This window comes from Streptomyces sp. NBC_01716, from assembly GCF_036248275.1.
Classification (GTDB): domain Bacteria; phylum Actinomycetota; class Actinomycetes; order Streptomycetales; family Streptomycetaceae; genus Streptomyces.
Genome location: NZ_CP109181.1, coordinates 6,195,954 through 6,221,012 on the forward strand (window position 1 = coordinate 6,195,954; position 25,059 = coordinate 6,221,012).

19 protein-coding genes are annotated in these 25,059 nt (G+C 71.4%); 9 read left to right on the plus strand and 10 right to left on the minus strand.

Annotated features, from left to right (window positions below; genetic code table 11):
* The first annotated feature begins 268 nt into the window (after positions 1 to 268).
* Both OIE74_RS27340 and OIE74_RS27345 read left to right on the plus strand, forming a co-directional pair.
* Positions 269 to 2,758: a PQQ-dependent sugar dehydrogenase gene (locus OIE74_RS27340; protein ID WP_329388176.1), complete on the plus strand. Its 2,490-nt coding sequence runs from the start codon at positions 269 to 271 to the stop codon at positions 2,756 to 2,758.
* A complete protein-coding gene (locus tag OIE74_RS27345) occupies positions 2,755 to 4,959 on the plus strand; it encodes a ThuA domain-containing protein (RefSeq protein WP_329388177.1) in 2,205 nt (734 codons plus the stop codon). The genes OIE74_RS27340 and OIE74_RS27345 overlap by 4 nt, the downstream gene beginning before the upstream one ends.
* 121 nt (positions 4,960 to 5,080) lie before the next feature.
* Here OIE74_RS27345 and OIE74_RS27350 read toward each other — a convergent pair whose 3' ends face one another.
* The 3 genes from OIE74_RS27350 to OIE74_RS27360 all read right to left on the minus strand — a co-directional run bounded on the left by OIE74_RS27350 (position 5,081) and on the right by OIE74_RS27360 (position 8,456).
* Positions 5,081 to 6,550 carry a GAF domain-containing sensor histidine kinase gene (locus OIE74_RS27350; protein ID WP_329392458.1) on the minus strand — a complete coding sequence of 490 codons (1,470 nt, stop codon included), beginning with the start codon at positions 6,548 to 6,550 and terminating at the stop codon, positions 5,081 to 5,083.
* An 82-nt stretch (positions 6,551 to 6,632) separates the two neighbouring features.
* The gene (locus tag OIE74_RS27355) at positions 6,633 to 7,676 is read right to left on the minus strand and encodes a rod shape-determining protein (RefSeq protein ID WP_329388179.1); all 1,044 of its coding nucleotides are present in this window, start codon (positions 7,674 to 7,676) and stop codon (positions 6,633 to 6,635) included.
* 186 nt (positions 7,677 to 7,862) lie between these two features.
* On the minus strand, positions 7,863 to 8,456 hold the full coding sequence (locus OIE74_RS27360; protein ID WP_329388181.1) for a hypothetical protein: 594 nt from the start codon (positions 8,454 to 8,456) through the stop codon (positions 7,863 to 7,865).
* A gap of 121 nt (positions 8,457 to 8,577) precedes the next feature.
* Here OIE74_RS27360 and OIE74_RS27365 point away from each other — a divergent pair, with 121 nt between their 5' ends.
* Positions 8,578 to 9,324, plus strand: a complete 747-nt coding sequence (locus OIE74_RS27365) for an SCO2400 family protein (RefSeq protein WP_329388183.1) — start codon at positions 8,578 to 8,580, stop codon at positions 9,322 to 9,324.
* Between the two features lie 42 nt (positions 9,325 to 9,366).
* Here the strand turns inward: OIE74_RS27365 and OIE74_RS27370 are convergent, their stop codons facing one another.
* The gene (locus OIE74_RS27370) at positions 9,367 to 9,825 is read right to left on the minus strand and encodes a MarR family winged helix-turn-helix transcriptional regulator (RefSeq protein WP_329388185.1); all 459 of its coding nucleotides are present in this window, start codon (positions 9,823 to 9,825) and stop codon (positions 9,367 to 9,369) included.
* Positions 9,826 to 9,919: 94 nt separating this feature from the next.
* Here OIE74_RS27370 and OIE74_RS27375 point away from each other — a divergent pair, with 94 nt between their 5' ends.
* A complete protein-coding gene (locus tag OIE74_RS27375) occupies positions 9,920 to 10,936 on the plus strand; it encodes an NADP-dependent oxidoreductase (protein ID WP_329388187.1) in 1,017 nt (338 codons plus the stop codon).
* Positions 10,937 to 11,015: 79 nt separating this feature from the next.
* A complete protein-coding gene (locus tag OIE74_RS27380) occupies positions 11,016 to 11,444 on the plus strand; it encodes an organic hydroperoxide resistance protein (protein WP_329388189.1) in 429 nt (142 codons plus the stop codon).
* 102 nt (positions 11,445 to 11,546) lie between these two features.
* Here the strand turns inward: OIE74_RS27380 and OIE74_RS27385 are convergent, their stop codons facing one another.
* Positions 11,547 to 14,114 (minus strand): M14 family zinc carboxypeptidase, encoded by a 2,568-nt coding sequence (locus OIE74_RS27385; RefSeq protein ID WP_329388191.1) that lies wholly within the window; start codon positions 14,112 to 14,114, stop codon positions 11,547 to 11,549.
* A gap of 175 nt (positions 14,115 to 14,289) precedes the next feature.
* Between OIE74_RS27385 and OIE74_RS27390 the strand changes: the two genes are divergently transcribed.
* A complete protein-coding gene (locus OIE74_RS27390) occupies positions 14,290 to 15,135 on the plus strand; it encodes an EI24 domain-containing protein (protein WP_329388193.1) in 846 nt (281 codons plus the stop codon).
* A gap of 51 nt (positions 15,136 to 15,186) precedes the next feature.
* Here OIE74_RS27390 and OIE74_RS27395 read toward each other — a convergent pair whose 3' ends face one another.
* Both OIE74_RS27395 and OIE74_RS27400 read right to left on the minus strand, forming a co-directional pair.
* Positions 15,187 to 16,386: a pyroglutamyl peptidase gene (locus OIE74_RS27395; protein ID WP_329388195.1), complete on the minus strand. Its 1,200-nt coding sequence runs from the start codon at positions 16,384 to 16,386 to the stop codon at positions 15,187 to 15,189.
* 342 nt (positions 16,387 to 16,728) lie between these two features.
* A complete protein-coding gene (locus OIE74_RS27400) occupies positions 16,729 to 17,313 on the minus strand; it encodes a TetR/AcrR family transcriptional regulator (protein WP_329388197.1) in 585 nt (194 codons plus the stop codon).
* 160 nt (positions 17,314 to 17,473) lie between these two features.
* On the opposite strand from OIE74_RS27400, the gene OIE74_RS27405 reads away from it, so the two are divergent.
* On the plus strand, positions 17,474 to 19,966 hold the full coding sequence (locus OIE74_RS27405; protein WP_329388199.1) for a beta-glucosidase family protein: 2,493 nt from the start codon (positions 17,474 to 17,476) through the stop codon (positions 19,964 to 19,966).
* 13 nt (positions 19,967 to 19,979) lie between these two features.
* On the opposite strand, the gene OIE74_RS27410 is transcribed toward OIE74_RS27405, so the two are convergent.
* On the minus strand, positions 19,980 to 20,987 hold the full coding sequence (locus OIE74_RS27410) for an aldose epimerase family protein (RefSeq protein ID WP_329392459.1): 1,008 nt from the start codon (positions 20,985 to 20,987) through the stop codon (positions 19,980 to 19,982).
* A gap of 26 nt (positions 20,988 to 21,013) precedes the next feature.
* Complete coding sequence (locus OIE74_RS27415) at positions 21,014 to 21,970, minus strand: SGNH/GDSL hydrolase family protein (protein WP_329388201.1); 957 nt, start codon at positions 21,968 to 21,970, stop codon at positions 21,014 to 21,016.
* 274 nt (positions 21,971 to 22,244) lie between these two features.
* Here OIE74_RS27415 and OIE74_RS27420 point away from each other — a divergent pair, with 274 nt between their 5' ends.
* On the plus strand, positions 22,245 to 22,739 hold the full coding sequence (locus tag OIE74_RS27420) for a DUF3145 domain-containing protein (RefSeq protein ID WP_329388203.1): 495 nt from the start codon (positions 22,245 to 22,247) through the stop codon (positions 22,737 to 22,739).
* Positions 22,740 to 22,797: 58 nt separating this feature from the next.
* Positions 22,798 to 23,673 (plus strand): NAD(P)-dependent oxidoreductase, encoded by an 876-nt coding sequence (locus OIE74_RS27425; RefSeq protein WP_329388205.1) that lies wholly within the window; start codon positions 22,798 to 22,800, stop codon positions 23,671 to 23,673.
* A 79-nt stretch (positions 23,674 to 23,752) separates the two neighbouring features.
* Here OIE74_RS27425 and fabF read toward each other — a convergent pair whose 3' ends face one another.
* Positions 23,753 to 25,015 (minus strand): beta-ketoacyl-ACP synthase II, encoded by a 1,263-nt coding sequence (gene fabF, locus OIE74_RS27430; protein ID WP_329388207.1) that lies wholly within the window; start codon positions 25,013 to 25,015, stop codon positions 23,753 to 23,755.
* Positions 25,016 to 25,059 lie beyond the last annotated feature (44 nt).

Sequence of the window (25,059 nt, forward strand, 5' to 3'; positions counted from 1 at the left end):
GGCAGGCCAAAGCCGGTCTACGCGGGGCGAGTTCGGCCTCGCGCGCGCACGCGGGCCCCCGCCGGAATGGCCGAAGCCAATTTTGACACGACCTTGACAAATTAATTCGGCGTTGCCAGCATGCAACTCGCTCGGACTACCGACATGGCCCCAGGGCCAACACACGGCATCCCCCGAACCCCCCGCACCGCACCATCCGCTCAGCAGCAAAGCGCGACGGCGCGCGCCTTGCCTGACACACCCCACCTCTGGTCAGGAAGGAAATTTCATGTCACGACGCCCACCAGCGTGGTCCAGAATTTTCACGGCGCTCGCCCTCGTGCTGTCGGCCGGTCTCACCGCCGCCCCCGCAGCCGTCGCCCACCCCGGTCACCCGGGCCACGAGGCCGCCGACATCCCGGCTGCGGACTACCAGCAGGTGCAACTCGCCCTCGGTGGCTCGGAGTTGGGCGAGGCCATGTCGCTGGCCGTCCTGCCGGACCGCTCGGTCGTGCACACCTCGCGGGACGGCACGCTCCGCCTCACCGACGCCGCGGGCAACACCAGGACGGCGGGGAAGCTCGACGTCTACACGCACGACGAGGAAGGTCTCCAGGGAGTCGCGGCCGACCCGGACTTCCAGACCAACCGGTATCTGTATCTGTACTACTCGCCCAAGCTCAGCACCCCGGGCGGGGACGCCCCGGTGACGGGCGGCGCGGCCGACTTCGAGCCGTGGAAGGGGCATCTGAACCTCTCCCGCTTCACGCTCAAGGCCGACGGCACCCTCGATGCCGCGAGCGAGAAGGTCGTGCTCGAAGTCCCCAACGACCGTGGCCAGTGCTGCCACGTCGGCGGTGACATCGACTTCGACGCGCAGGGCAACCTCTATCTGACCACGGGCGACGACACGAACCCGTTCGAGTCCGCCGGCTACTCGCCGATCGACGAACGCGCCAACCGCAACCCGCAGTTCGACGCCCAGCGCTCCTCGGGCAACACCAACGACCTGCGCGGCAAGGTGCTCCGTATCAAGCCCACGGCCGACGGCGGCTACACCGTCCCGGCCGGCAACCTCTTCGCCCCGGGCACGGCGCAGACGCGTCCCGAGATCTACGCGATGGGCTTCCGCAACCCGTTCCGGATGTCCGTCGACAAGGCCACCGGCATCGTCTACCTCGGCGACTACGGCCCCGACTCCGGCTCCACGAGCGCCGACCGCGGGCCCAGCGGCCAGGTCGAGTTCAACCGCATCACCGAGGCGGGCAACTTCGGCTGGCCGTACTGCACCGGCACCAACACCGCCACCGAGACCTACGGCGAGTGGGCGTTCCCGGACGGCCCCTCCGCCGGCAAGTACGGCTGCGCGGGCGGCGCCACCAACAACTCCCTCCACAACACCGGCCAGAGCAAGCTCCCCCCGGCCAAGGCCGCGTGGATCCGCTACTCCGGTGACGCGGGCTCCCCGCCCGAGTTCGGCAGTGGCTCCGAGTCGCCCATGGGCGGTCCCGTCTACAACTACGACGCGGGCCTCGACTCCGACGTGAAGTTCCCCGAGTCGCTCGACGGCCGCTTCTTCGCCGGTGAGTACGGCCGCAAGTGGATCAAGGCCATCGAGGTCAAGGCCGACGGCGCCCCCGGCGTCATCGAGGCCTTCCCGTGGACCGGCACCCAGGTCATGGACCAGGCCTTCGGCCCGGACGGCGCGCTGTACGTCCTCGACTACGGCACCGGCTCCAACAACCAGGCCCTGTGGCGCATCGAGTACCTCGCGGGCAGCAACCGCAACCCGGTCGCCAAGGCCGCCGCCGACAAGACGTCAGGACCGACCCCGCTCCAAGTCGCCTTCTCCTCCGCGGGAAGCGCCGACCCCGAGGGCGGAGCGCTCAGCTACGCCTGGGACTTCGGTGACGGTACGAAGTCCACCGACGCCAACCCGAGCCACACCTACACCGACGCCGGCACCTACCGGCCGACCCTCACCGTCACCGACCCGGAGGGCCTGACCGGATCAGCCAGCCTCGTCGTGACGGCCGGAAACAGCGCGCCCACCGTCACCCTGAACACGCCCGCCGACGGCGAGCTGTTCTCCTGGGGCGACAGCGTCCCGTTCACCGTCACGGCCAGTGACCCCGAGGACGGCGCGGTCGACTGCGCCAAGGTCAAGGTCACGTATCTGCTCGGCCACGACGAGCACCGGCACCAGATCACCTCGAAGAACGGCTGCTCCGGCACCATCGACGTGCCCGTCGACGGTGAGCACGACACCGCCGCCAACATCTACGGGGTCTTCGACGCCGAGTACACCGACGAGGGCGGCCTGACCACGCACAGCGACAGCATCCTGCAGCCCCGCCACCGGCAGGGCGAGCACTTCGGCGCCCAGTCCGGCATCGAGGTCGCGGCCCACGGCAACGCCGAGGGCGGCGCCACGGTCGGCTTCACGGACAACGGCGACTGGGTCTCCTTCAAGCCGTACGCGGTGGACAACGCGACCAGCATCTCGGCGCGTGTCGCGTCCGGCGGCGTCGGCGGCACGCTCGAAGTACGGGCGGGCTCCGCGACCGGCACGCTGCTCGGCTCGGTGACCGTCGCGCCGACCGGCGGCTGGGAGAACTTCGTGGACGTCACGGGCGACATCTCCAACGCCCCTGCCGGGACGACGGAGTTGTTCCTCGTCTTCAAGGGCGCGACGGGTCAGGGCAACCTCTTCGACCTGGACGCCTTCACCTTCTCCACCGGTGCGGCGGCCGAGGCGGACAGGGGAGCCGAGCGATGAGACGTCAGATCGCCCGGCGCATGCGGCACTTGTCGTGCGTGCTGACCGTCGCGCTCGGGGCCGCGTTCCTCGCGCCCACCGGCGCCTCGGCGCAGGCCGCGGCCGACCCGTACGAGGTGCTCGTCTTCTCCAAGACGGCCGGTTTCAGGCACGATTCGATCCCGGTCGGCATCAGGACGATCCAAGACCTCGGCGCGGCCAACGAGTTCACTGTCACGGCGACCGAGGACAGCGGTGCCTTCACCACGGCCAACCTCGCGAACTACGAGGCGGTCGTCTTCCTCAGCACCACCGGCGACGTGCTCGACGACGCGCAGCAGACCGCGCTGAAGTCGTACGTCGACGGGGGCGGCGGCTACGTCGGTGTCCACGCGGCGGCCGACACCGAGTACGGCTGGCCGGAGTACGAAGGCCTGGTCGGCGCCTGGTTCAAGAGCCACCCGGCGATCCAGCAGGCCACCCTCAAGAACGAGGACCGGACCCACCCGGCGACCTCGCACCTGAACCCGACCTGGTCCAGGACCGACGAGTGGTACAACTACCGCACCAACCCGCGTGAGTCCGTCCATGTGCTCCAGAGCCTGGACGAATCCACGTACAGCGGTGGGGAGATGGGCGGCGACCACCCGATCACCTGGTGCGACGAACAGGCCGCGGGCCGCTCGTTCTACACCGGGCTCGGCCACACCCAGGAGTCGTACGCCGATCCCGCCTTCCGGCAGGTACTGCTCGGCGGTATCCAGTACGCGGCGGGCGCGGTCGAAGCCGACTGCTCGTCCGGCGGTGAGGACCCGGGGGACGCCGGCGACCCGGGCCCGGAGCCCACGGTCGTCGAGGGCGAGGCGTACACCTCGGGGTCGGGCGTGGAGCGCGCCAACCACGGCTCGGCCAGTGGCGGTCAGACCCTCGGTCATATCGAGAACGGTGACTGGGCCGGGTACTCCCAGGTCGACACCGCCGGTGCCACCACCTTCACCGCCGACGTCTCGTCGGCGGGCGCGGGCGGCACCGTCGAGATCCGGTCGGGCTCGGCCACCGGCACCCTGCTCGGGTCGGTCGACATCGCCCCGACCGGCAGCTGGGACACCTTCACCGAGGTGTCCACGACGCTGACCGCCACCGGGACGGGCGCGCTGTTCCTGCGCTTCACCGGGGGAGCGGGCGCGCTCTTCGACATCGACAGCTTCAGCCTGTCGGGCGCGGCCGAGGACCCCAAGGCCGCGACCTCGTCGAACGTGCACCTCTTCTACTACCCCTGGTACGGCAACCCCGAGGTCAACGGCAGCTGGCGGCACTGGCAGCAGGGCGGCCAGAACCCGCCCGAGGACGTCGGCGCCGATCTCTACCCCAAGCTCGGCGCGTACGACTCCGGTGACTTCACCGGCGCTGTCGAACAGCACATGAAGTGGATCAAGCAGTCCGGCGCGAACGTCCTGGTCTACAGCTGGTGGGGCCAGGGCAGTTACGAGGACGGTCTGGTCGACGGTGTGATGGACGCGGCCCAGCGCCACGGCATCAAGGTCGCCTGGCATCTGGAGCCGTACGGCGGCCGTACCGGTGCGTCCACGGTGGACGACATCAACTACATCAACGAGCGGTACGGCGACCACCCGGCGTACTTCCGGGACGCGGAGCGCGACAACAGCAACGCGTTCTACGTCTTCCAGAGCCTCGACGTGCCCGACTGGTCGGCCCTGGACCAGGTGACGGACAACAACATCGTCCTGGCCCAGACCACCGACACGTCGAAGATCGCGCACTTCAACGGCCTCTACACCTACGACGGCATCGCCGGCGCCACCGCTCCCGGCTGGAAGAACGCCGGGGACTACGCGCGGGCCAACGACCTGGTCTGGGCGCCCTCGGTGGCCCCCGGCTACATCGACGACCGCGCCGTACCCGGCAACACCACGCCCACCCTGGGCAGGGACAACGGCGCCGCGTACGACAGGCAGTGGAACAACGCGCTGGACCCGGCCATCGGCGGATCGCCCACCTGGGTCTCCGTCACCTCCTTCAACGAATGGCACGAGGGAAGCTCGATCGAACCCGCGTCGGGCAACCCGCCGGCCGGGCACGGCTACCAGACCTTCTCGGGCGCGTACGGGAAGATCGGGGCGGCCGCCGAGACCGCGTATCTCGACCGGACGCAGTACTGGGTGAACCAGTTCGAGGCCGCGCGAGCGGCCAGGCTGCGGTGAGAGCGGCCCGTGCCGGGTGAGGGTCAACCCCGGTCCGGGCGGTGAGGCAGCGGGCCCGGTACGGCGAACCCGCCGTACCGGGCCTTCTGTTGTGGGTGTAAAGGTGTGTGCGGGTACGGGGCTACCGCTCGGCCTCCCAGGTGACCGTCGTACCGCCCTCGCCGCCGTCCTCGCGCCGCCCGTCGTCCGTGACCACCAGACGCACCCCGGCCCGGCCGTCCGGCAGCCGTGCCGCCGCGTCGACGGTCACCTCGATCGATGTCACCCCCGGCCGCCGGTGCGCGGCGGCCAGCGCGCCGCGCAGCGTGGCCAGCAGCCCCGCGTGCAGCGGATCTTCCACGAGGGTGTCGACAGCCCCGTCGAAGTGCACGGACGGCTGGAAACCCAGCAGGACGGCCGCGCCCGCCGTCTCCCGCAGCACCTTGCCGCGCAGGCCCGTCGGAGCGTCGGCGGGCGGCTGCTGGAGGGCGAAGATCGTGGTCCGCACCTCCTGGATCGTGGAGTCCAGTTCGTCCACGGCGTGGCCGAGCAGGCGGGACAGCTCCGCGTCGTCGGTGCGCCGGCGGGTCGACTCCAGCATCATCATGGTGGCGAACAGCCGCTGTACGACGAGGTCGTGCAGGTCGCGGGCGATCCGGTCGCGGTCCTCGTAGACCGCCAGCCGCTCGCGGTTGTGCTGCGCGTCGGCGAGTACCAGCGCGAGCGCGGCCTGGGAGGCGAACTGGGTGGCCAGCAGCCGCTCCACAGGGGTGTACGGGCGTCCGCCGCGCCTGCGCGGGAGGGCGAGGGTGCCGATCAGCCGGCCGCCGCTCTGGAGGGGCAGCATCATGCTGGGGCCGAAGCGGCTCCGTACGTGGGTGGTCATCCGGGGATCGGTCGCCGAGTCGTCGATGTAGACCGGTTCGCCGCCGAGGAGTTGGGCCAGTACGGGCGCGCCGGGCGCGATGCTCGTCCCGACGATGTCGCCGGGGTCGTCCTGCGCGGAGGCGGCGACGATCTCCATGCCGCCCTCGCCGGTGGGCTGGAGCACCACGCCGGCGGCGGCTCCCGCCAGGATCCGCGCGGACTTCGCGAGCGTCGTCAGCGCCTCCGCGGCGGACTCGCCGCCGAGCAGCGCGGTCGTGACGGCGGCGGCGCCCTCGATCCACCGGGCGCGCTGGCGGGCGGACCCGTACAGGCGCGCGTTGCCGATCGCGATCCCGGCCTGCGAGGCGAGCACCCGCAGCAGGGCGAGGTCCTCCTCGGTGAAGGGACCGTGCTCCTTGCGGGCCAGACAGAGATGACCGAGTACGTCGTTGTGCACCCGGACGGGGACGCCGAGGCTCAGCGGGCTGCCGGGGTGGCCGAGCAGCCCGGTGTGGCCGGTGGGGAGCCGGGTGATGCGACGGCGCTCGTCCTCGCTGAGCCCGTAGGAGAACAGCTCGGCGATCCGGCTCCGCCCGCGCTCGGGTCCCCGGCCGTGGGCGGGGCCGGCGAGCGCGAGCGCGCCGTAACGCGCGCCGGTGAGATCGGCGGCGCTGTCGACGACATGCTGGAGGGTGGAGGCGAGTTCCCCCTCGCTCCCGACGTCGAGAACGGCGTCCAGCAGCATGGGCAGCCGGGGTGCGACCCGCCGCGAGGGCTCCCGCCCGTCGCGGTCCTCTCCCTCCGGTCGTTCGTCGCCCGTCGTCACGTCACTCGGCGTGGGCCAGCGGATCGAGGACCAACGGCTGGATCTTGCCGTCCAGCATCGCGCCGAGACCGAGGATCGCGCAGACGTCCGGGCGCTCCGCGATGTGCACCGGCATGCCCGTCGCGTCGCGCACCATCTGGTCGAGCCCCGGCAGCAGCGCGCTGCCGCCGACCATCATGATCCCCGTGTCGGCGAGGTCGGCGACCAGGTCCGGCGGGCAGTCGCGCAGCACCTTGCCGATGCCGTCGAGCACGGCGGTCAGCGGTGTGTGGATGGCCTGCCGTACGGCGGCGGTGTCCACGAAGACCGACCGGGCGAGCCCCGTCGCCACGTCACGGCCGTGGATCTCCGTCGAGGTCGGCCCGTCCGGGGTGATGCCGTTGCCGCGCAGCGCCAGCTGGAGAGGGCGGACGGACTGGCTCGGGAGCATCAACTCGTGCTGGTGGCGCAGGTGCTGGATGACCGCGTGGTCGATGGCGTTGCCGCCGACCGGGACCCGCTGGGCCGTCACGATCGAACCGAGCGACAACACCGCGACCTGCGTCGTCGCAGCCCCGCACACCATGATCATGGTGGCGGTCGGCTTCTCCACGGGCAGCCCGCAGCCGACGGCGGCGGCGATGAGTGTGTCGACCAGCTCGACCCGGCGGGCGCCGAGACCGACCAGCGTCTCGACCGCCGCGCGCTGGGCGAGCGGGTCGCTGTCGTGCGGGGTGCACGCCGCAGCCCGCAGCCGGGGCTTGCGGCGCAGCTGGCGGCGGAGCTTCTCGCCGAGGAGGTTGCGGAGCATCCGCTGGGCCATCTCGATGTCCACGACGGTGCCGCCGCTCACGGGGCGGGTGACCCGGATGTAGTCCGGCGTACGGCCCGTCATCTGTTCGGCCAGGGCGCCGACGGCGATGAGCGCCCCGGTCCGGGTGTTCACTGCGGCGACACTCGGCTCGTCCACGACGAGCCCGGATCCCTTCACGAAGACCCGGGTCCTGGCGGCCCCGAGGTCGACGGCGACATGGCAACGGCGCAACTGCTCAAGGCTGACGGTCACGGCGGGTTCTTCTCCCGGGAGCGCTGAGGTGGATCACCGGCGGGCGGCCGGTCCTCTTCGCATCGTGGCCGCGGGAGGGGCGGTGCGCGCGCTGGGTTGCGCCGGCCGGGCGTACGGGAGCCGCCGCCGCACCGTGACACCGGGCCCTGACACCCCACCAGGAAACGCGGGCCTCAGTGACCGTATCTACGGCGCCGGCGACCAGCGCTGGAGCAGGCCCCACGTGAACTCCGCCACGCACGGCCCGGTTCCGGGTACGTCGAACGCGAGCCCCCAGCGCGTCGGCGCCGTCCCCTCCAGCGGTCTGGCCGGCGCGAACGCGCGGGCGACCTCGTCGACCGTGCAGGACCAGGGGCGCAGATCCTCCGCAGTACGCGGCTCGGGCCCCGGCTCGCCCGGCGCCCGGACCAGCCACTCGTTCCACACACCTCCGCCCGGCGCCGCCGTCACCTCGAAACGGAGGGTGGGCCAGAGCGGTACGGGCCACAGCAGCACCTCGCACGCCAGATCACCGATCTGCCGGGGAAACGTCGCGTCCGGCGCGCCCAGCACCGAGCGGTAGCGCGACAGCGTGCCGCGGGCGCGCGGGGAGCGGACCATCGCCTGCCAGCGACGGTTGGCCTCCCTCATCTCGGCGAGCGACGCGCCCAGTTCACGCCGTGCGTCCTCGACCAGTCCGGGCTGGTGGTCGGCCATCCTGCGCAGCAGTACGAGCTGGAAGTCGCGCGGCCCGAACGGCCGGGAACGCCCGTCCGCTCCGGCTGATGTCGTGGCATTCATAGCGACATCGTGCCCCTTCGGGGCAGGTCGGGCGGCAAAATCACGGAACGGCCAACTCCGCACAAGATCTTCACGAGAGAGGTGCCCGAGTGAGGTTCCGTAGGATTATCTTCAGGGCGCCATGGACTACTGCCATCACTGCCGGCGGCACCTCAACGGCGCCCTGGCGTGCGCCGGGTGCGGTACGCCCGCCGAGGAGCTACGGCTCCACGATCCCGCCCCGCACGAGGCCGAGGTGGTCCTTGCCGCGCCCGACCACAGCGACGAGCCGGTCGTCGGCGCACGTCGTCAGCGCGGCTCCCGCAAGCGCAAGATGTCCCGGCGTGAGCGCCGGCAGCTACGCGCGGAGCGTGGCGCCGGTACCCACCGGCGCAGAGGCCGCACCGTGCTGGTCGTCGTCATGAGCCTGGTCCTCGCGGTCGGCGCGCTGAGCCTGGCCGAGCTGGCGCTGGAATCGTCCGGCGACGACGGTGACGCCACCTCCGTCCAGGAGGACAGGGCCATCGAGGTCGACGGCGGCCCGCCGCCGTCAGGCCCGCCGAAACCCAAGGACCCGGGCCCCGTGGAGGGCACGCCCTCCGGGTCCGCCGGTTCCGCGCGCCCCGGTGGCGGAAACGGTTCGCCGGACCCGTCGGGATCGGGCACCGGTACCGGTCCTTCGGACGGGGAGTCCCCGTCGGCGACGGATTCGCCCGATCCGAGCGACACGCCGGACGACCCCGGCAAGCCCACGGGCTCCACCAGCCCCACGGGCGGTTCTAGCTCCCCCGGGAAACCGGATCAGCCGTCCGCGCCGCAGCCCTCCACCAGCACGACGCCGCCGGAGGAAGAAGAGGACGACTGCGTCCTGTGGATCATCTGCGTCTGACGCGTCTGACGTCTCTCACACGGCTCACGTATCTCATGCATCTCACGCATCCCGTGGAGCCCACTCGTCCGACGCGTCGTCGCCCAGCATCCGCCGCAGCAGATCGCGCAGCACCGTCCGCTCCTCCACCGAAAGGTCCGCCAGCGGTTCGCGCGCGAAGTTGAGGCCGTCCCGCAGCTCCCGCGCCGTCTGCCGCCCCTTCTCGGTGGGCGCGGCCAGCTTCACCCGCCGGTCCGAGGGGTCGGGGCGCCGCTCCACGAGGCCGCGCGTCTCCAGCCGGTCCACGATTCCCGTGACGTTCGACGGCTCGCACTTCAGCTTCTGCGCGATCCGGCGCATCGGCATGGGCCGGAGGGAGAGCAGCCCCAGCACGCGCGCCTGCGCGCCCGTGAGCGAGTGCTCGGCGGCGGCGTGCTCGTACTCGTCGTAGTACCGGGCCACCACCGTGCCGATGAGTTCGACGACTTCGAGGGTCAAGGGGTCCCTGTGCTCAGTGGCCATAGTCACCATCGTACTCGTTTGCTTGACAACGTGAAATATTGACAAGCATGATTGTTTCAGGAAGTGAAGCTTTAATCGAGGAGGCACCGCATCCATGACCGCTCTTCCCGCGTCCGGCCGCGAATGGCATCTCGTCGCCCGCCCGCACGGCTGGCCGAAGTCCACGGACTTCGCCCTGCGTGAGGCCCCGGTGACGGAGCCGGACGAGGGCGGCGTCCTCGTCCGCAACAAGCACTTCTCGGTCGATCCCTACATGCGGGGGCGGATGAACGACGTGAAGTCCTACACCCCGCCGTACGAGCTCGACCACCCCATGGACGGTGCGGCCGTCGGCGAGGTCATCGCCTCCCGCGCCGAGGGCCTCGCGGTCGGCGACCATGTGGTGCACCGGCTCGGCTGGCGGGAGTACGCGCAGATGCCGGCCATGTACGCCACCAAGGTCGACGGGTCGCTCGCGCCGCTGAGCGCCTTCCTCGGTGTCCTCGGCATGACGGGCCTCACCGCCTACGCGGGGCTCTTCGAGACCGCCTCCTTCAAGGAGGGCGACGCCGTGTTCGTCTCCGGAGCCGCAGGCGCCGTCGGCAGCCAGGTGGGCCAGCTGGCCCGGATCAAGGGCGCGTCGCGCGTCATAGGCTCGGCGGGATCCGACGACAAGGTCAAGCTTCTTACGGAGGAGTACGGCTTCGACGCCGCCTTCAACTACAAGAACGGCTCCATCAGGGAGCAGCTCAAGCAAGCCGCGCCCGACGGCATCGACGTCTACTTCGAGAACGTCGGGGGAGAGCACCTCGAAGCGGCGCTCTCCTCGTTCAACGTGCACGGCCGCGCCACCATCTGCGGGATGATCTCGCAGTACAACAGCACCGAGGCGACCCCCGCGCCGCGCAACCTCGCCCTGGTCATCGGCAAGCGGCTGCGCCTCCAGGGCATGCTCACCACCGATCACCGCGCGCTCATGCCGCGGTTCGTCGAGGACGTCTCCGGCTGGCTGGCATCCGGCGAGCTCAAGTACCGCGAAACGACCGTCGAGGGCATCGAGAACGGCTTCGACGCCTTCCTCGGGCTCCTGCGCGGCGAGAACACCGGAAAGATGATCGTCACACTCAACTGACCCTTACCCGCTAGGCTCTCAGCAGGCCGTCGTGGTCCGTGGGCGCGAGCCGCGGCGTACAGAGAAGAAGGAACCCCCAATGACCATCCAGCAGATAGCCCCCCTCTACACCGCCGTCGCCACCGCGGAGAACGGCCGTGACGGCCGCGTCTCCACGGACGACGGGAAGCTCGACGTCGTCGTCAACCCGCCCAAGGAGATGGGCGGCAGCGGCGCCGGTACGAACCCGGAGCAGCTCTTCGCCGCCGGCTACAGCGCGTGCTTCCAGGGCGCGCTCGGCGTCGTCGCCCGCCGGGAGAAGGCCGACATCTCCGGCTCGACCGTGACCGCCAAGGTCAGCATCGGCAAGACCGACGGCGGCGGCTTCGGACTCGCGGTCGAACTGACCGCCTCCATCCCGAACGTGGACGCCGCCACCGCGCGGGACCTCCTGGAGAAGGCGCACCAGGTGTGCCCGTACTCCAACGCCACGCGCGGCAACATCGAGGTCGAGCTGTCCGTCGTCTGACCGCACGACCGCCCCATCCGTGACGAAGGGCCGCACCCCGAGAGAGGGGTGCGGCCCTTCGCGTGCGGGCGACGCCGTACGTACGCGGCCCGAACGCGCCTCCTACGGAAGGCGGTTCAGCAGCGCCCTGCCCACCTGGGCGAACGCGCCCTTCGGGTGGTCGCGGAAGAGCGGCTCGGTGCCGAAGAGCGTGACCGGCGTACCCGCCGCCGATGTACCGCTCACGATCGCCGCCTGTCCCGCCGCGGCCTGCGGACCGCCGGCGCCCGACTCGTCCGCGCGCCAGTGGCCCGAGACGAGCGGGTTGCCGCCGCCGTACGACTGCTCCGTACGCACGCCCTTGCCGAGCCCGGTGAACCAGAGCGGCGAGTAGACGAACGAGTGGGGCTGGGTGCCGCCGGTGACCGGTCCCGGCGTGTTGACCACCCGCACCACGCCGTTGGCGCTCCCGTTGCCCCGTACCGGTGTGGCCGTCAGCAGCGCGGCCTCCGCGTTGAACGCCGCGCCGCCGGAGCCGAGCGCCACCACGGGCGCGCCCCCGGCGAGGAACTCGGCCAGCGCCGCGCGGGCGCTGTCGTTCAGCCCCGCGTGACTCAGCCCCGTCGACACGTACAGCGCGTCGGCCTTCGACCAGTCGAAGCCCCCGTTCGCCGTCGCCGTCGATACGGGCAGCACCTCGAAGCCCATCTCGCGCAGCGCGAACAGCTCGCCCGAGTTCACGGCCGCCGCGACCGTCGTACGGCGCAGCGCCGCGACGCCCTTGTCCTTCGTGGCCGTGAAGACGACGCCGTACCGGTCGGCCAGGATCTCGGCCTTCCGGCGGGCCGACGACGGCACGATCGCCGCGCCGTCCGCCGTCCTGCGCACCTTCACACCCTGCGCGAGCAGGGAGTTGACGGCGGCGAACTCCTTCGGGTCGTCCAGCCGCAGCTTCAGGTCGCCGCCGCGGGCCACCGAGCCGACCGGGGACGCCGCGGTCACGGCCCGCCCGGCGAAGTCCAGTTGGCCGCGCTGGACCTTGGTGACGTCCGCGCCCCACAGCAGCCCGAGGCTCCAGCCCGAGATGTCGTACATCGACGACACGTCGGCGCTGATGTCGCGGCCCTCGCTCAGGATGACGTTGGCGATACCGCGCTTGGCCTGCTTCATGTCGACCACGTAGGAGCCGGCCGGGTAGGTGCGGCCCGCCAACTTGAAACTCTTACGGGCCTGTTCGACCCTCACGTCGTTGGCGACGAGGTGGTCGACGAGCCGGGCGGCGGCCGGTGCCGACCGCTGGCCGCCGCCCGCCGGGATCACGTACGCGCGCGGGAAGTCGGTCGTGTAGATGTCCTCAGGACCGATGCCGGGCACACCGGGCACCGTCTCCTCGGAGATGACCCGCTGCTTCTCGCCCGCGACGCCGCGCCGGAACGTCTCGATCTGGTCGGCGATCAGCGTCTCGCGGTTCTCCCGCGCGAAGTCGAGCGTCGAGCGCATCGCGGCGCCCGCGACAGCGGTGTTGATCCCGGACCTGCGGCGCAGCTCCTCGACGGGGAGGTTGTTGTAGTCGTTGTTGTTGACCCGCATCGGGATCTCGACCGTGTGCGAGGCGACCGCGCCCTGGAACGCCATGTACTGCGGCGTGAAGATCGGCGGCCAGTCGTCCCAGCCCTCCTCCTGGTCCCGGAACGGGATGACCGGTGGCTGGACGCCGTCCCTCCCGGCCGTGTAGCCGAGGTCGTTGACCGCTTTCTCCATACCGAGGGCGTTGGCGTAGGAGTTCTTGAGGAACAGGTCGTACTCGTAGTTCTCGCCGTGCGGCGGTGTCGTCGGCTCGATGAGTGTGCCGTTGACGTACCCGTGCAGGTCGAGCATGACCGCGGGCTGCTTGTCGACGGCTATCTGCCGGATCGCGCGCGCCTCCGGCTGCGAGGCGGTGATGAAGTCACGGTTGAGGTCCAAGCCGTTGCCGTTGGCGCGGGTTCCGGCTATCCGGCCGTCGGGGTTGGCCGTGACGTTGAGATGGATCCGGCTGGTGGCGAGCAGCTTCCTCGTGTCGCCGTCCTTGGCCTTCGCCAGCTCCTCGATGAGCTTCAGGGCCGCGTCCGTGCCCTCCCACTCATTGCCGTGGATGTTGTTGTTGATGAAGACGGGGGTCTTGTAACTCTCCTTGATACGGCGGTCCTTGGCGGCCGACGCGGGGGAGCTCTCGATGCGCTCGCGCATCCGCTCCTGCTCGGCAACCTCCTTCGCGCTCTCCGGCGCCGTGACCGTGACGAGGTACAGGTCGTGCCCGGCGGCCGACCGGCCGGTGACCTCGACGCTCACCCGATTGCCCAGCTCCTGGAGGGCGTTGAGGCGCGGGGCGAGCGAGTGGTACGGCGCCAGGCCCAGCTTGATGGCCTTGTCGGCCGGGTTCTCGGGCACCGTGTCGAGGACGGTACGGCGCGGGTAGCCGCCCTCCTTGCGCAGCCCGGGGGAGGTCGTGCCCACCGACGAGAGCGCGGCGGCACCCGCCGACGGCAGCGCGGACGATGCCACGCGGCTGTCCGTGGCGCCGCCGTCCCGCACCGGGTGCGACGACCGGTCGCCGCCCGCGCCGGGGACGGCGGTCGCGGGAAGGGGCGAGAGCATCAGTGCCGCGGTGGCGGTGGCGGTGGCGAGCAGGACGGGTCTGGGCATCCCCATGCGGATGTACCTCCGGGTCGTGCGGCGGCGATCGTTCGGTTCAATAGGCAGGTCATACCGGTTGAACGTGTCAACAACAAGAGCTACTCGCAGCCTCGTTGGTCCCGGGCGCCTCATGGAATCGAACGGGAACCACCGCGAAACAGCCCCGGAACAAGGCCGATAGGGTGGTCTTATGCGTGATCTCGGTGTGGGCTTCGGGTACTTGGTGAAGGGCCAGCGCTGGGTCGGCGCGCACGGCAGATGGCTCGGCTTCGGGCTGCTGCCCGGCCTGGTGACCCTCGTGCTGTACGCGGCGGCGCTCGTCGGCCTGTTCTACGGCGCCGACGATCTGACGACATGGGCGACGCCCTTCGCCGACGACTGGTCATCGCCGTGGCAGGGGCTGTTCCGCGGTTTCCTCACCGTGCTGTTCATCGCGCTCGCGCTGTTCCTCGCCGTGATCACCTTCACGGCCGTGACACTGCTGGTCGGGCAGCCCTTCTACGAATCGCTCTCCGAGGCCGTGGACCGGTCGGAGGGCGGTGACGTACCCGAGTCGGGTCTGCCGCTCTGGCGCGAACTGTGGATCTCCGCGCGGGACAGCCTGCGGATCCTGGCACGGGTGGTGCTGTACGGGGTCGTGCTCTTCGCTCTCGGGTTCATCCCCGTCATCGGCCAGACGGTCGTCCCCGTACTGGGCTTCTGCGTCTCCGGCTTCTTCCTCTGCGAGGAACTCACCGCGGTCGCGATGCAGCGGCGAGGCATCGAACTGAAGCAACGGCTCGCGCTGTTGCGGGGCCGCCGGCTGCTCACGCTGGGCTTCGGCGTCCCGCTGACGCTCGCCTTCCTGGTCCCGTTCGTCGCGGTGTTCCTGATGCCGGGCGCGGTGGCGGGAGCGACGCTGATGGCCCGCGAACTGACCGGCGAGGACGCCGAGGGCGGGCGGCCGGGTCCCGGTGCCCCTGCGGCGGCGCCGAGCCTCAACACGCCCCCGCCGCAGCCCGGTTCAAGCCCTGCGGACGCCCCGCGCGAGTGGTGAAGGACCGGCTCACCGGAGCTGATGAGCCGGCCCTGCTGAGCGACCCGAGTCCTACGACTCCTCCACCGCCACGCGCACGATCGTCCGCAACTGCGCGGTGATGTCCAGCCTGTTCTGTACGAAGACCGGATCCGACACCGTCCCGGTGGCCGGGTTGGTGTTGCCGGGGCCGAATTCGAGGACCGGCGTGTGGACATGGCCGCCCGGGATCTCCAGCCCGAGCCGGTCGCGCAGCAGCGTCGCCCGGTAGGCGATCTCGTTCGACAGATAGTCCCCGCCGCCTCCGGCACGGGCCGCCGAGCCGGGCGTCGGCCCGTCCGGCCGTACGACGGGGGCGGTGCCGCCCGCCGGGATCTCGGTCACCGACGTGTTGTCGTACACCGGGAAGCGCCCCGTGCCGGCCGCCACGATGCCCGCGTAGGGAAGCGTGGTCCGCGTCCACTGCGGCTGCGTCGCCGGGTCCTTCACCGGTACGAGCCCGGTCTCGGACAGGTTCTCGTTGTCCCCGAAGCCGCCCCGCCAGGCGCCGTTGTACCGCTCCACGTCGATACGCCCCACCCGCCCCTGACTGACCGTCATGAACAGGTCGGCGCGCGGCAGCACCCGGCGCAGGGCGCGTTCGACCATGCCGTCGGCGAAGTCGCCCCAGCGGACCGGGAACACGGCGGTCTCGACGCGCGCGGGCCCGTCGGCCGTCGGGATCACCGTGCCGTCCAGCGCGAGCGCGACCGCCCCGGACGGGTTGCTGATCCGGATGTCCCTGTCCAGCGTGAACGGGTCGAAGCCGGTCACCACGATCCGCTTGACGCCCTTCGCCCGGTCGGCGCCGCCGAAGTCCATCGAGTCCTGGCCGCGCGACGCCCTCTCCAGCCGCTCCAGGAGCCGTACACCCGCGGCCTCCGAGAGCCCCGACTCCGCGTGCCACGCGCGCAGTTCACGGGTCATGCCCAGCCGCGCCCAGTACAGCGGCCGGTCGTCGTCCCGGCTCAGTTCACCACCCGCCGGGCCCCGCCCCTGTGCCCGGTCCACCGCTCGCTGCCAGAGCCGTTCGCCATGCCGTACGGCGGCGCGCTCGGCCTGTGCGTACGAGCCGGCGCCGCGCAGGGACTTCGCGAACTCCGGCGCGACCTCGTCGAAGCCGCTGTCGTCGAGTATCTGGCGCGGTACGGCCCCGTCGAGACGCCGCTCCTCGACGGTAACCGCCGGAGCGGCGGCGGCCGGCCCGGCGGCCGTGGCACCTGACGGAGTCACCACGGCGACCAGAGCGGCCGACGCGAGCAGGACGAGCCCCAGGGGGTGTCTTGCCGATCTTGCCGGGCTCGCGGTCCCTGGTGCCGCGCCTCGCCGCGTTGTCGTCGGTCGCCAACGCTCCGCGTTGTCTCCCTCCTCCGCCTTGCGATCCACGCCACCAGACCCCGCTCCCTGATCCGGCCTGACCGACAAGACACCCCCTAGCGGATGCCGGACACGCGGCCGGCCCGCCGTGTTGCTGTTGGTGCGCACGAGTCTCACGGGAGTCCTTCCTTCGGGTGGCGGAAGTATCACCTCCGCACCCCGCCGATGGCTACGGCGCCTCAACACCCGTGCGTGCTCCTACCGTTCGGGTCCGTCCGCGCCACCCCGCAGCAGTGTCACGAACGCCCGGAAAGCCTCCGGCATGTCCACCTCGTCCGGCGCCAGCAGCCACTGGTACTGGAGCCCGTCCATCACGGCCACCAGCAGCGGCGCCGTCTGTTCCGGGGTGAGGCCGCTCGGCAGCCGGTCGCCGAACTCGTCGCGCAGCACGCCCGCCATGTTGCCCCGCACCTGGACATAGCGGCGGGTGAAGAACTCCCCGGCCGGATGACCCTCCGTCACACTCTCGCCGAGCAGCGCCGAGAACGTCTGCACGATGCCGGGCCGCATCGCGTTGTAGTCGACCATCGACGTCAGCAGCTCCAGCCGCCAGCCGTCCGCGCCCCGGCTGCCGCCCCCGGTGTCCCACTGGTCGCGCTCGTCCATGACGGCGAGGAGCAGCGCGTCCTTCGTGGGGAAGTAGTGGAGCAGCCCCTGCTGGGTGAGGCCCACGCGCTCCGCCACCGCGCCCAACGTCGCGCCCCGGTAGCCGCGTTCGGCGATCACCTCGATGGCGGCGCGGAGAATCTCCGCCCGCCGCTCCGTGCTTCTGGCCCTCGCCATCCCACCGGTCCTCATCTCTCGCACCTGTCCGCTCACCGGCCGTCGTCTCCGGACCGTACACGAGTAACGAACCGATAACGAAGCCTACCCGCCTACAGAATTGCGGGTCACCATGTAACCCGTCCGCACGAACGCAGGGCACTGACGAGGAGGTACCGCCGTGACCGGCGCACCCATCACCGCGGCCGACCAGGCACGCGAAGCCGCCGTCGAGGCGGCGCTCGGCAAGCTGGCTCTGGACGACAAGGCGCGGCTGCTCGCAGGGCAGGACAACTGGTCGCTTCCCGCGCTCCCGGAGATCGGGCTGGCCTCCCTCGTCATGTCCGACGGCCCGATCGGTGTCCGGGGCGTGCGCTGGACCGCCGACGACCCGTCGGTCGCCCTCCCGTCGCCCACCGCGCTCGCTGCCACCTGGGATCCCGAACTGGCCCGCAGGGCAGGCCGGTTGCTCGCCCAGGAGGCCCGCCGCAAGGGTGTGCACGTCCTCCTCGCGCCGACCGTCAATCTGCACCGGTCCCCGCTGGGCGGACGCCACTTCGAGGCGTACAGCGAAGACCCGTACCTCACCGGCGAGATCGGCACCGGCTATGTCCTGGGCGTCCAGGACGGCGGCGTCGGCACGACCGTCAAGCACTTCGTCGCCAACGACGCCGAGACCGACCGCTTCACCGTCGACAACGTCGTCGCCCCGCGCCCGCTGCGTGAGCTCTACCTCGCCCCGTTCGAGGCCATCGTCAAGAACGCCCACCCCTGGGGCATCATGGCCGCCTACAACCGGGTCAACGGGGACTCGATGACCGAGCACCGCCATCTCCAGAAGGAAGTCCTGCGTGGCGAGTGGGGATTCGACGGCTATATCGTCTCCGACTGGCTCGCCGCCCGCTCCACCACCGGCGCGATCCTCGGCGGCCTCGACGTCGCGATGCCGGGCCCCAAGACCGTCTACGGCCCCGCGCTCGCCGCCGCCGTCCGGGCCGGCGAGGTCGAGGAGTCCCTCGTCGACGACGCCGTACGCAACGTGCTGAGGCTCGCCGCCCGCGTCGGCGCCCTCGACAACGCGCCCGCCGTCGTCCCCGCGTCCGCACTGCCCGCGACCCTCGACGGCGACGCGCTGTCCCGCGAGGTCGCGCGCCGCTCCTTCGTCCTCGTACGCAACGAGGTACGTGACGGACACCCCGCCCTGCCGCTGGACCCGGAGAGGACCCGCACCGTGGCGCTCAGCGGCGCCGCCGCCCGCGACGCCCGGATCCTCGGCGGCGGCTCGGCCCATGTCTTCCCGCCGCACACCGTCTCGCCGCTCGACGGCCTGACCGCCGCGCTGCCCGAAGGCGCCCTCAGCTACCGCGTCGGCGCCGACCCCAGCGACCAACTCGCCGTCGCCGAGAAGGGATTCACGCTGCGAGCGGTCTGCCGCGCCGCCGACGGACGCGAGCTCGGCACCACCGATCTCCCCTCCGGCATGGTCCAGTGGGTCGGCGTCGACCTGCCCGACGGTGTGACATACGACGAACTGCACACCGTCGAGTTCACCGGCACCTTCACCCCGCGCGAGAGCGGCGACCACACCTTCGGCACCCGCGGCATCGGCCCCCTCGTCCTGACCGTCGAGGGAGAGAAGGTCTGGGCGGGCGAGGAAGGGCTCGGCGACAGCACCGACCCGTTCAACGCGTTCTTCGGCGAACGCCTGGAACGGGCACAAGTCACCCTCATCGAGGGCCAGACCGTCGACGTCTCGCTCCATCTGACCGTGCCCAGGCTGCCCGGCGCCCCGATGGACGCCGTCGCATTCTCGCTGCTCCACCTCGGCCCGCGGCGCGACCCCGAGGACCTGATCGCCGAGGCCGTCGACGCTGCCAGGGAGGCGGACACCGCCGTTGTCGTGGTCGCCACCACCACGGCCGTCGAGTCCGAAGGCTTCGACCGTACGAGCCTGGAACTGCCCGGACATCAGAACGCGCTCGTCGCGGCCGTCGCCGCCGTCAACCCCAACACCGTCGTGGTCGTGAACACCGGCTCACCGGTCGAGATGCCGTGGCGCGAGGACGTGGCCGCCGTACTGCTCAGCTGGTTCCCCGGCCAGGAGGGCGGCGCCGCGCTCGCCGACGTCCTCACCGGCTCCGATGAGCCCGGCGGCCGGCTCACCACCACCTGGCCGGTCGCCCTCGCCGACGTGCCCGTCACGGACACCACTCCGGACGCGGGCCAACTGCACTACACCGAGGGCGTGTTCATCGGTTACCGCGCCTGGGAACGGGCCGGCGCGACCCCCGCGTACCCCTTCGGCCACGGCCTCGGCTACACCGACTGGGAGTACGAGACGCTGGACGCCACCACCGAGCGGGCCACCGTACGGCTGCGCAACACCGGCGAACGACCCGGCCGCGAGACCGTCCAGATCTATCTCGCGCCCGTCCCCGGCGACGCGCCGCACGCACCGGACGCGCCCGAGCGCCCGGCGCGCTGGCTGGCCGGATTCGCCTCGGCCGAGGCGGGCCCCGGCGAGAGCGTCGAGGTGACGGTCCCGCTCAGGGCCCGCGCCTTCGAGATCTGGGACGAGGCGGCGAACGGCTGGACGGCCGTCCCCGGCGCGTACGAGATCCAGGCGGGCCGCTCGCTCACCGACGGCAGGCTGACCGCCAGGGTCCACCGCTGACGGACATTCGCCCTCAGGTGCCGGACGGGCCCACGGCCCGTCCGGCCGAGAACCCGTACGTCGTCGCCGAGGTGAACACCTCGCCCGGCCGCAGCACCGTGCTGGGGAAGTCGGGCCGGTTCGGCGAGTCGGGGAAGTGCTGGGTCTCCAGCGCGATGCCCTCGCCGGGCCGGAAAGGCCCCGCGTCGAAGTGGTCACCGGTGTACAGCTGCATGCCCGGTTCGGTCGTCGTCACCGTCAACACCCGCCCCGACGCGGGGTCGTACAGCTCCGCCGCGACCGGGGTCCCCGAACTCCCCTGATCCAGCACGAAGTTGTCGTCGTACCCCGACCCCACCTTGCGCGGCTCACGGAAGTCGAAACGGGTCCCGGCGACCGGCGCGGGCGGACCCGTCGGCACCGAGTCGCCGTCCAGCGGCGTGATATGGCCGGCCGCGATCCGCAGCACATGACCACCGGCGCCGCCACTGCCCGCGCCGCTCAGATTCCAGTAGGAGTGATTCGTAAGATTGACCACCGTCGGCGCGTCCGTCACCGCCCGGTAGTCGATCCGCAGCGCACCGTCCGCGGCCAGCGCGTACGTCGCTGCGAGCTCCAGCCGGCCGGGGAAGCCCTCCTCGCCGTCCGAGCTCACCAGCGACAGCCGTACGCCGTGCCCGTCCGCCGCCGGCTCCGCGTCCCACACGCGCTTGTCGAAGCCGCGCTCACCGCCGTGCAGACAGTTGGGGCCGTTGTTGCGCGGCAGCCGGTACGTCCGCCCGTCCAGCGTGAACGTCCCGCCCGCGATGCGGTTCGCGTACCGGCCGATGAGCGCGCCGAAGTACGGCGAAGGGCAGTCGACGTAGCCCGCGACATCATCGAACCCGAGCACCACGTTCGCGAGGGCGCCCTCGCTGTCCGGCACCTCGACGGACTGGAGGATCCCGCCGTAGGTGAGCACCTTCACCCGTACACCGGCCCGCTCCAGGACCCAGCGGTGGACCGGCGTCCCGTCGGGTGCCGCACCGACGCGCTCGGTCATGGTCATGTCGTCCACGATCGCCGACCCTACGCCGGGGGGTCGGCCGCGACGACGTTGCGGTAGGCGATGTCCGCCAGCTTGCCCTGCCCGTTCTTGCTCGGATGGAACCAGTCCCACGCGCTCAACTGGTCACCCGCGAACCGGTAGTCGAAGACCGCCCCGCCGTCGTAACGGCAGCGCAGATCCTTCGCGCACACGTCCCTGAGCACCTTGTTGTACGCCACAACCCGCGCCTGCACCGTCGACCGCCGCTTCTGCGCCGCGGCGTCCATGTCCTGCGAGTCGCCCAGCATCGACGAGCAGATCCCCAGCTTCCAGATCTGCCGGCCCAGCGGATTCTCCCGGCCCTCGGACCAGAGCCGCTTGAGGTCGGGCACGCTCGCCACGTACACCTGCGTCTTGGGAGCCTTCGCGCGCAGCCGGCGCATCGACTCCTCGAACGACGCGCGGAACTCGTCCACCGGCGTCATCAGCGCCGCCTCGTCCTTGCACGCGTCGTTGGCGCCCATCATGACCGTGACCAGCTCCGGCCGGTGCACGGCCGCCTTCGCCATCTGCTGGGCCAGATCGCCGACGGTGGCGCCCGTGCGCGCGTAGTTCCAGCTGTTCTCCGCGACGGCCTGCTTGCCGAGCAGCCGCAGCGCGAGGCTGCGCACCTGGTCGTCCGAGCCGGTCGACCAGGACACCTCGGGGCAGTCGCTCAGCACGCCGCAGGCGTCGAAGCCGCGGGTGATGGAGTCGCCGACGGCCGCGATCGAGGTCGGACTGCGGTCCCAGACCGGCTTCGGCGGGGGTTGGCTTGTCTTCGCCTTCGTCCAGTCCGGATCGGCGCCGTCCGAGGACGTGCACCCCGAAAGCGCGACGACACCGACCAGCAGCCCGGCACAGGAGGCGGCGGCGCTCGCGTACGGTTTCCGGCGACGGGGGCGGGGGCCGTGGCCGCCCAGGCGTCGCCCGGCACGGCCCTGAGGGCTCTCCTGCATGCTGTGAACCCTCCGCGTGGGCGTCGTCATGCGTACGGCGGCGTCCTGGCGAGTGAAAGCTTCGCGTATATCGCGCCTGGGACCGACAGTACGGCACCCCGGTGCCCCCCGCGCAAGGTAGCTTTCAGGCGTCGAACCAAAGTCAACCGCGCCCCCCACGGCTCCGGTAAGTTACATCCCGTCACATGTTGCCCGTTTTGCGGGGTTTCACTCTCGATGCTGTTTACTGAGGCCGCTGGGCAAGGCGAACCTCGTCCCCACACTGGAGGTCACGGTGACCACACGTGGTGTTCTGTACGTGCACTCCGCGCCACGCGCGATGTGCCCCCACGTCGAATGGGCGGTGGCGGGCGTCCTCGGCGCCCGCGTCCAGCTCGACTGGATCCGGCAGCCCGCATCGCCCGGCACCTGGCGGTCCGAGTTCTCCTGGCAGGGCGAGGCCGGCACCGCGTCCAAGCTCGCCTCCGCGCTGCGCGGCTGGCGGATGCTGCGCTTCGAGGTGACCGCCGAGCCCAGCCCCACCGCCGAGGGCGAGCGCTACAGCGCCACCCCCGAACTCGGCATCTTCCACGCCGTCACCGGGATGCACGGCGACATCCTGGTCCCCGAGGACCGGCTGCGCGCCGCCCTCGCCCGGTCGCTGAGCGGTGAGACACAGCTGGAGGCCGAGGTCGCGAAGCTGCTCGGCAAGCCGTGGGACGACGAACTGGAGCCCTTCCGGTACGCGGGCGAGGGCGCCCCCGTGCGCTGGCTGCACCAGGTCGTCTGAGCCGGACCGTACGGGCGACGGTTACCGGCCCTGCGCCGCCGCCTTCTACGGTGGGCGCATGGCTGATCAACTCGAAGTAGCAGTGCTCGGCACGGGCATCATGGGCGCCGCGATGGCCCGTAATCTCTGCCGGAGCGGACACGCGGTCCGGGTCTGGAACCGTACCCGTGCGAAGGCCGAGCCGCTCGCGGCCGACGGGGCGCGGATCGCGGACACTCCGGCGGACGCCGTACGCGGCGCGGACATCGTCCTCACGATCCTGTACGACGGCGCCGCAGCCCTGGAGACGATGGCGGAGGCGGCCCCGGGGCTGCGGCCCGGCACGGTCTGGCTCCAGTCCACGACGGCGGGCCTCGACGGGCTCGTCCCCCTCGCCGAACTGGCCGCGGCCCACGGACTGGTCTTCTTCGACTCGCCCGTGCTGGGCACCAGGGGCCCCGCCGAGCAGGGGAAGCTCGTCGTACTCGCCGCAGGCCCCGAGGACGCCCGGGACGGCGTCACGTCCGTTCTGGACGCAGTCGGGGGCCGCACCATCTGGGTCGGCGACGACGGCGCGTCCGGGGCCGCGACCCGGCTCAAGCTCGTCTGCAACAGCTGGGCCCTGGCCCTCACTCACGCGACGGCGGAGGCACTGGCCCTGGCGAAGGGGCTCGGCGTCGACCCGCGGGACTTCCTGGCAGCCACGGAGGGCGGCGCGCTCGACTCCGGCTACCTCCGCGCCAAGTCGTCGGCGATCCTCGACGGCGACTACACCCCGAGCTTCGGTCTCACCACGGCCGTCAAGGACGCCCGCCTCGTCGTGGAGGCGGCGGAGGCGGCAGACGTACGTCTGGACGTCGCCGAGGCGGGCTGGCACCGCTTCACCCGGGCAGAGGCCCAGGGCCACGGCGACGAGGACATGGCGGCGACGTACTTCGCGAGCTTCGGGGACTGAGAGACCCGGAGACGACACGCCGGAGGCCCGGCTCCCGTGGAGGACGGGAGCCGGGCCTCCGGCGTGTCGGACTACTCGATCAGACCGAGCGGAACGCCAGCACCACGTTGTGGCCGCCGAAGCCGAACGAGTTGTTGATCGCCGAGATCGTGCCCTCGGGCAGCGCCCGTGCCTCGCCGCGCACGACGTCCGCGTCGACCTCCTCGTCCAGTTCGTCGACGTTGATCGTCGGCGGGGCCAGCCGGTGGTGCAGCGCGAGCACCGTCGCCACGGTCTCGATACCGCCGGCGCCGCCCAGCAGATGGCCGGTCATCGACTTCGTGCCGGAGACGGCGACATGGTCGAGGTCCTCGCCCAGGACCCGGCGCAGCGCCTTGATCTCCGCCACGTCACCCTGCGGCGTCGACGTGGCGTGCGCGTTCAGGTGAACGATCTCCGACGGCTTCACGCCGGTGTTGTCGAGCAGGTTCCGCATCGCCGCCGCGACCCCGCGGCCGGTCGGCTCCGGCTGCGCGATGTGGTGGCTGTCGGCGGACAGACCCTGGCCGAGCACCTCGCAGTAGACGCGTGCGCCGCGCGCCTGCGCGTGCTCGGCGGACTCCAGGACCACGACCCCCGCGCCCTCGCCGAGTACGAAGCCGTCACGGCCCTTGTCGTACGGGCGGGACGCCTTCGTGGGCTCGTCGTTGTTCTTCGACATCGCCATCATGTTGGCGAACGCGGCGACCGGCAGCGGGTGGATCGCCGCCTCCGTGCCGCCCGCCACCACGACGTCGGCGCGGCCGGTGCGGATCATCTCCACGGCGTAACCGATGGCCTCGGCGCCCGACGCGCACGCGGAGACCGGAGTGTGCACGCCGGCCTGGGCGTTCACCTCCAGACCGACGTTGGCGGACGGCCCGTTCGGCATCAGCATCGGCACGGTGTGCGGGGAGACGCGGCGTACGCCCTTCTCCTTGAGCACGTCGTACTGGTCGAGCAGGGTGGTCACGCCGCCGATGCCGGAGGCGATGACCGTGCCGAGACGTTCGGGGGCGATGTTCTCGTCCTCGCCGGCCTTGGCCTTGTAGCCCGCGTCGGCCCACGCCTCACGGGCCGCGATCAGCGCGAACTGCGCCGAGCGGTCGAGCTTGCGGGCGAGCGGGCGGGGCAGCACGTCCGCCGGATCGACCGCGGCGAGCGCGGCGATCCGGACGGGCAGTTCGGCGAAGCGCTCGCTTTCGAGGGGCTTGACGCCCGAGCGGCCGGCGAGCAGGCCCTCCCAGGTCGATGCGCTGTCGCCACCCAGCGGTGTGGTTGCGCCGATACCGGTGACGACCACGGTGCGATTGGTCGGGCTCACTGGAATTCTTTCTCCACGTGTAGAGGGTGCGGAATTTGTACGGC

Coding starts and splice junctions, on each gene's coding strand:
- OIE74_RS27340 (WP_329388176.1), top strand. CDS start 269: ATGTCACGACGCCCACCAGCGTGGTCCAGAATTTTCACGGCGCTCGCC.
- OIE74_RS27345 (WP_329388177.1), top strand. CDS start 2,755: ATGAGACGTCAGATCGCCCGGCGCATGCGGCACTTGTCGTGCGTGCTG.
- OIE74_RS27350 (WP_329392458.1), bottom strand. CDS start 6,550: ATGCTGCTGGACGCCGTTCTCGACGTCGGGAGCGAGGGGGAACTCGCC.
- OIE74_RS27360 (WP_329388181.1), bottom strand. CDS start 8,456: ATGAATGCCACGACATCAGCCGGAGCGGACGGGCGTTCCCGGCCGTTC.
- OIE74_RS27365 (WP_329388183.1), top strand. CDS start 8,578: ATGGACTACTGCCATCACTGCCGGCGGCACCTCAACGGCGCCCTGGCG.
- OIE74_RS27370 (WP_329388185.1), bottom strand. CDS start 9,825: ATGGCCACTGAGCACAGGGACCCCTTGACCCTCGAAGTCGTCGAACTC.
- OIE74_RS27375 (WP_329388187.1), top strand. CDS start 9,920: ATGACCGCTCTTCCCGCGTCCGGCCGCGAATGGCATCTCGTCGCCCGC.
- OIE74_RS27380 (WP_329388189.1), top strand. CDS start 11,016: ATGACCATCCAGCAGATAGCCCCCCTCTACACCGCCGTCGCCACCGCG.
- OIE74_RS27385 (WP_329388191.1), bottom strand. CDS start 14,114: ATGGGGATGCCCAGACCCGTCCTGCTCGCCACCGCCACCGCCACCGCG.
- OIE74_RS27390 (WP_329388193.1), top strand. CDS start 14,290: ATGCGTGATCTCGGTGTGGGCTTCGGGTACTTGGTGAAGGGCCAGCGC.
- OIE74_RS27400 (WP_329388197.1), bottom strand. CDS start 17,313: ATGGCGAGGGCCAGAAGCACGGAGCGGCGGGCGGAGATTCTCCGCGCC.
- OIE74_RS27410 (WP_329392459.1), bottom strand. CDS start 20,987: ATGACCGAGCGCGTCGGTGCGGCACCCGACGGGACGCCGGTCCACCGC.
- OIE74_RS27415 (WP_329388201.1), bottom strand. CDS start 21,970: ATGCAGGAGAGCCCTCAGGGCCGTGCCGGGCGACGCCTGGGCGGCCAC.
- OIE74_RS27425 (WP_329388205.1), top strand. CDS start 22,798: ATGGCTGATCAACTCGAAGTAGCAGTGCTCGGCACGGGCATCATGGGC.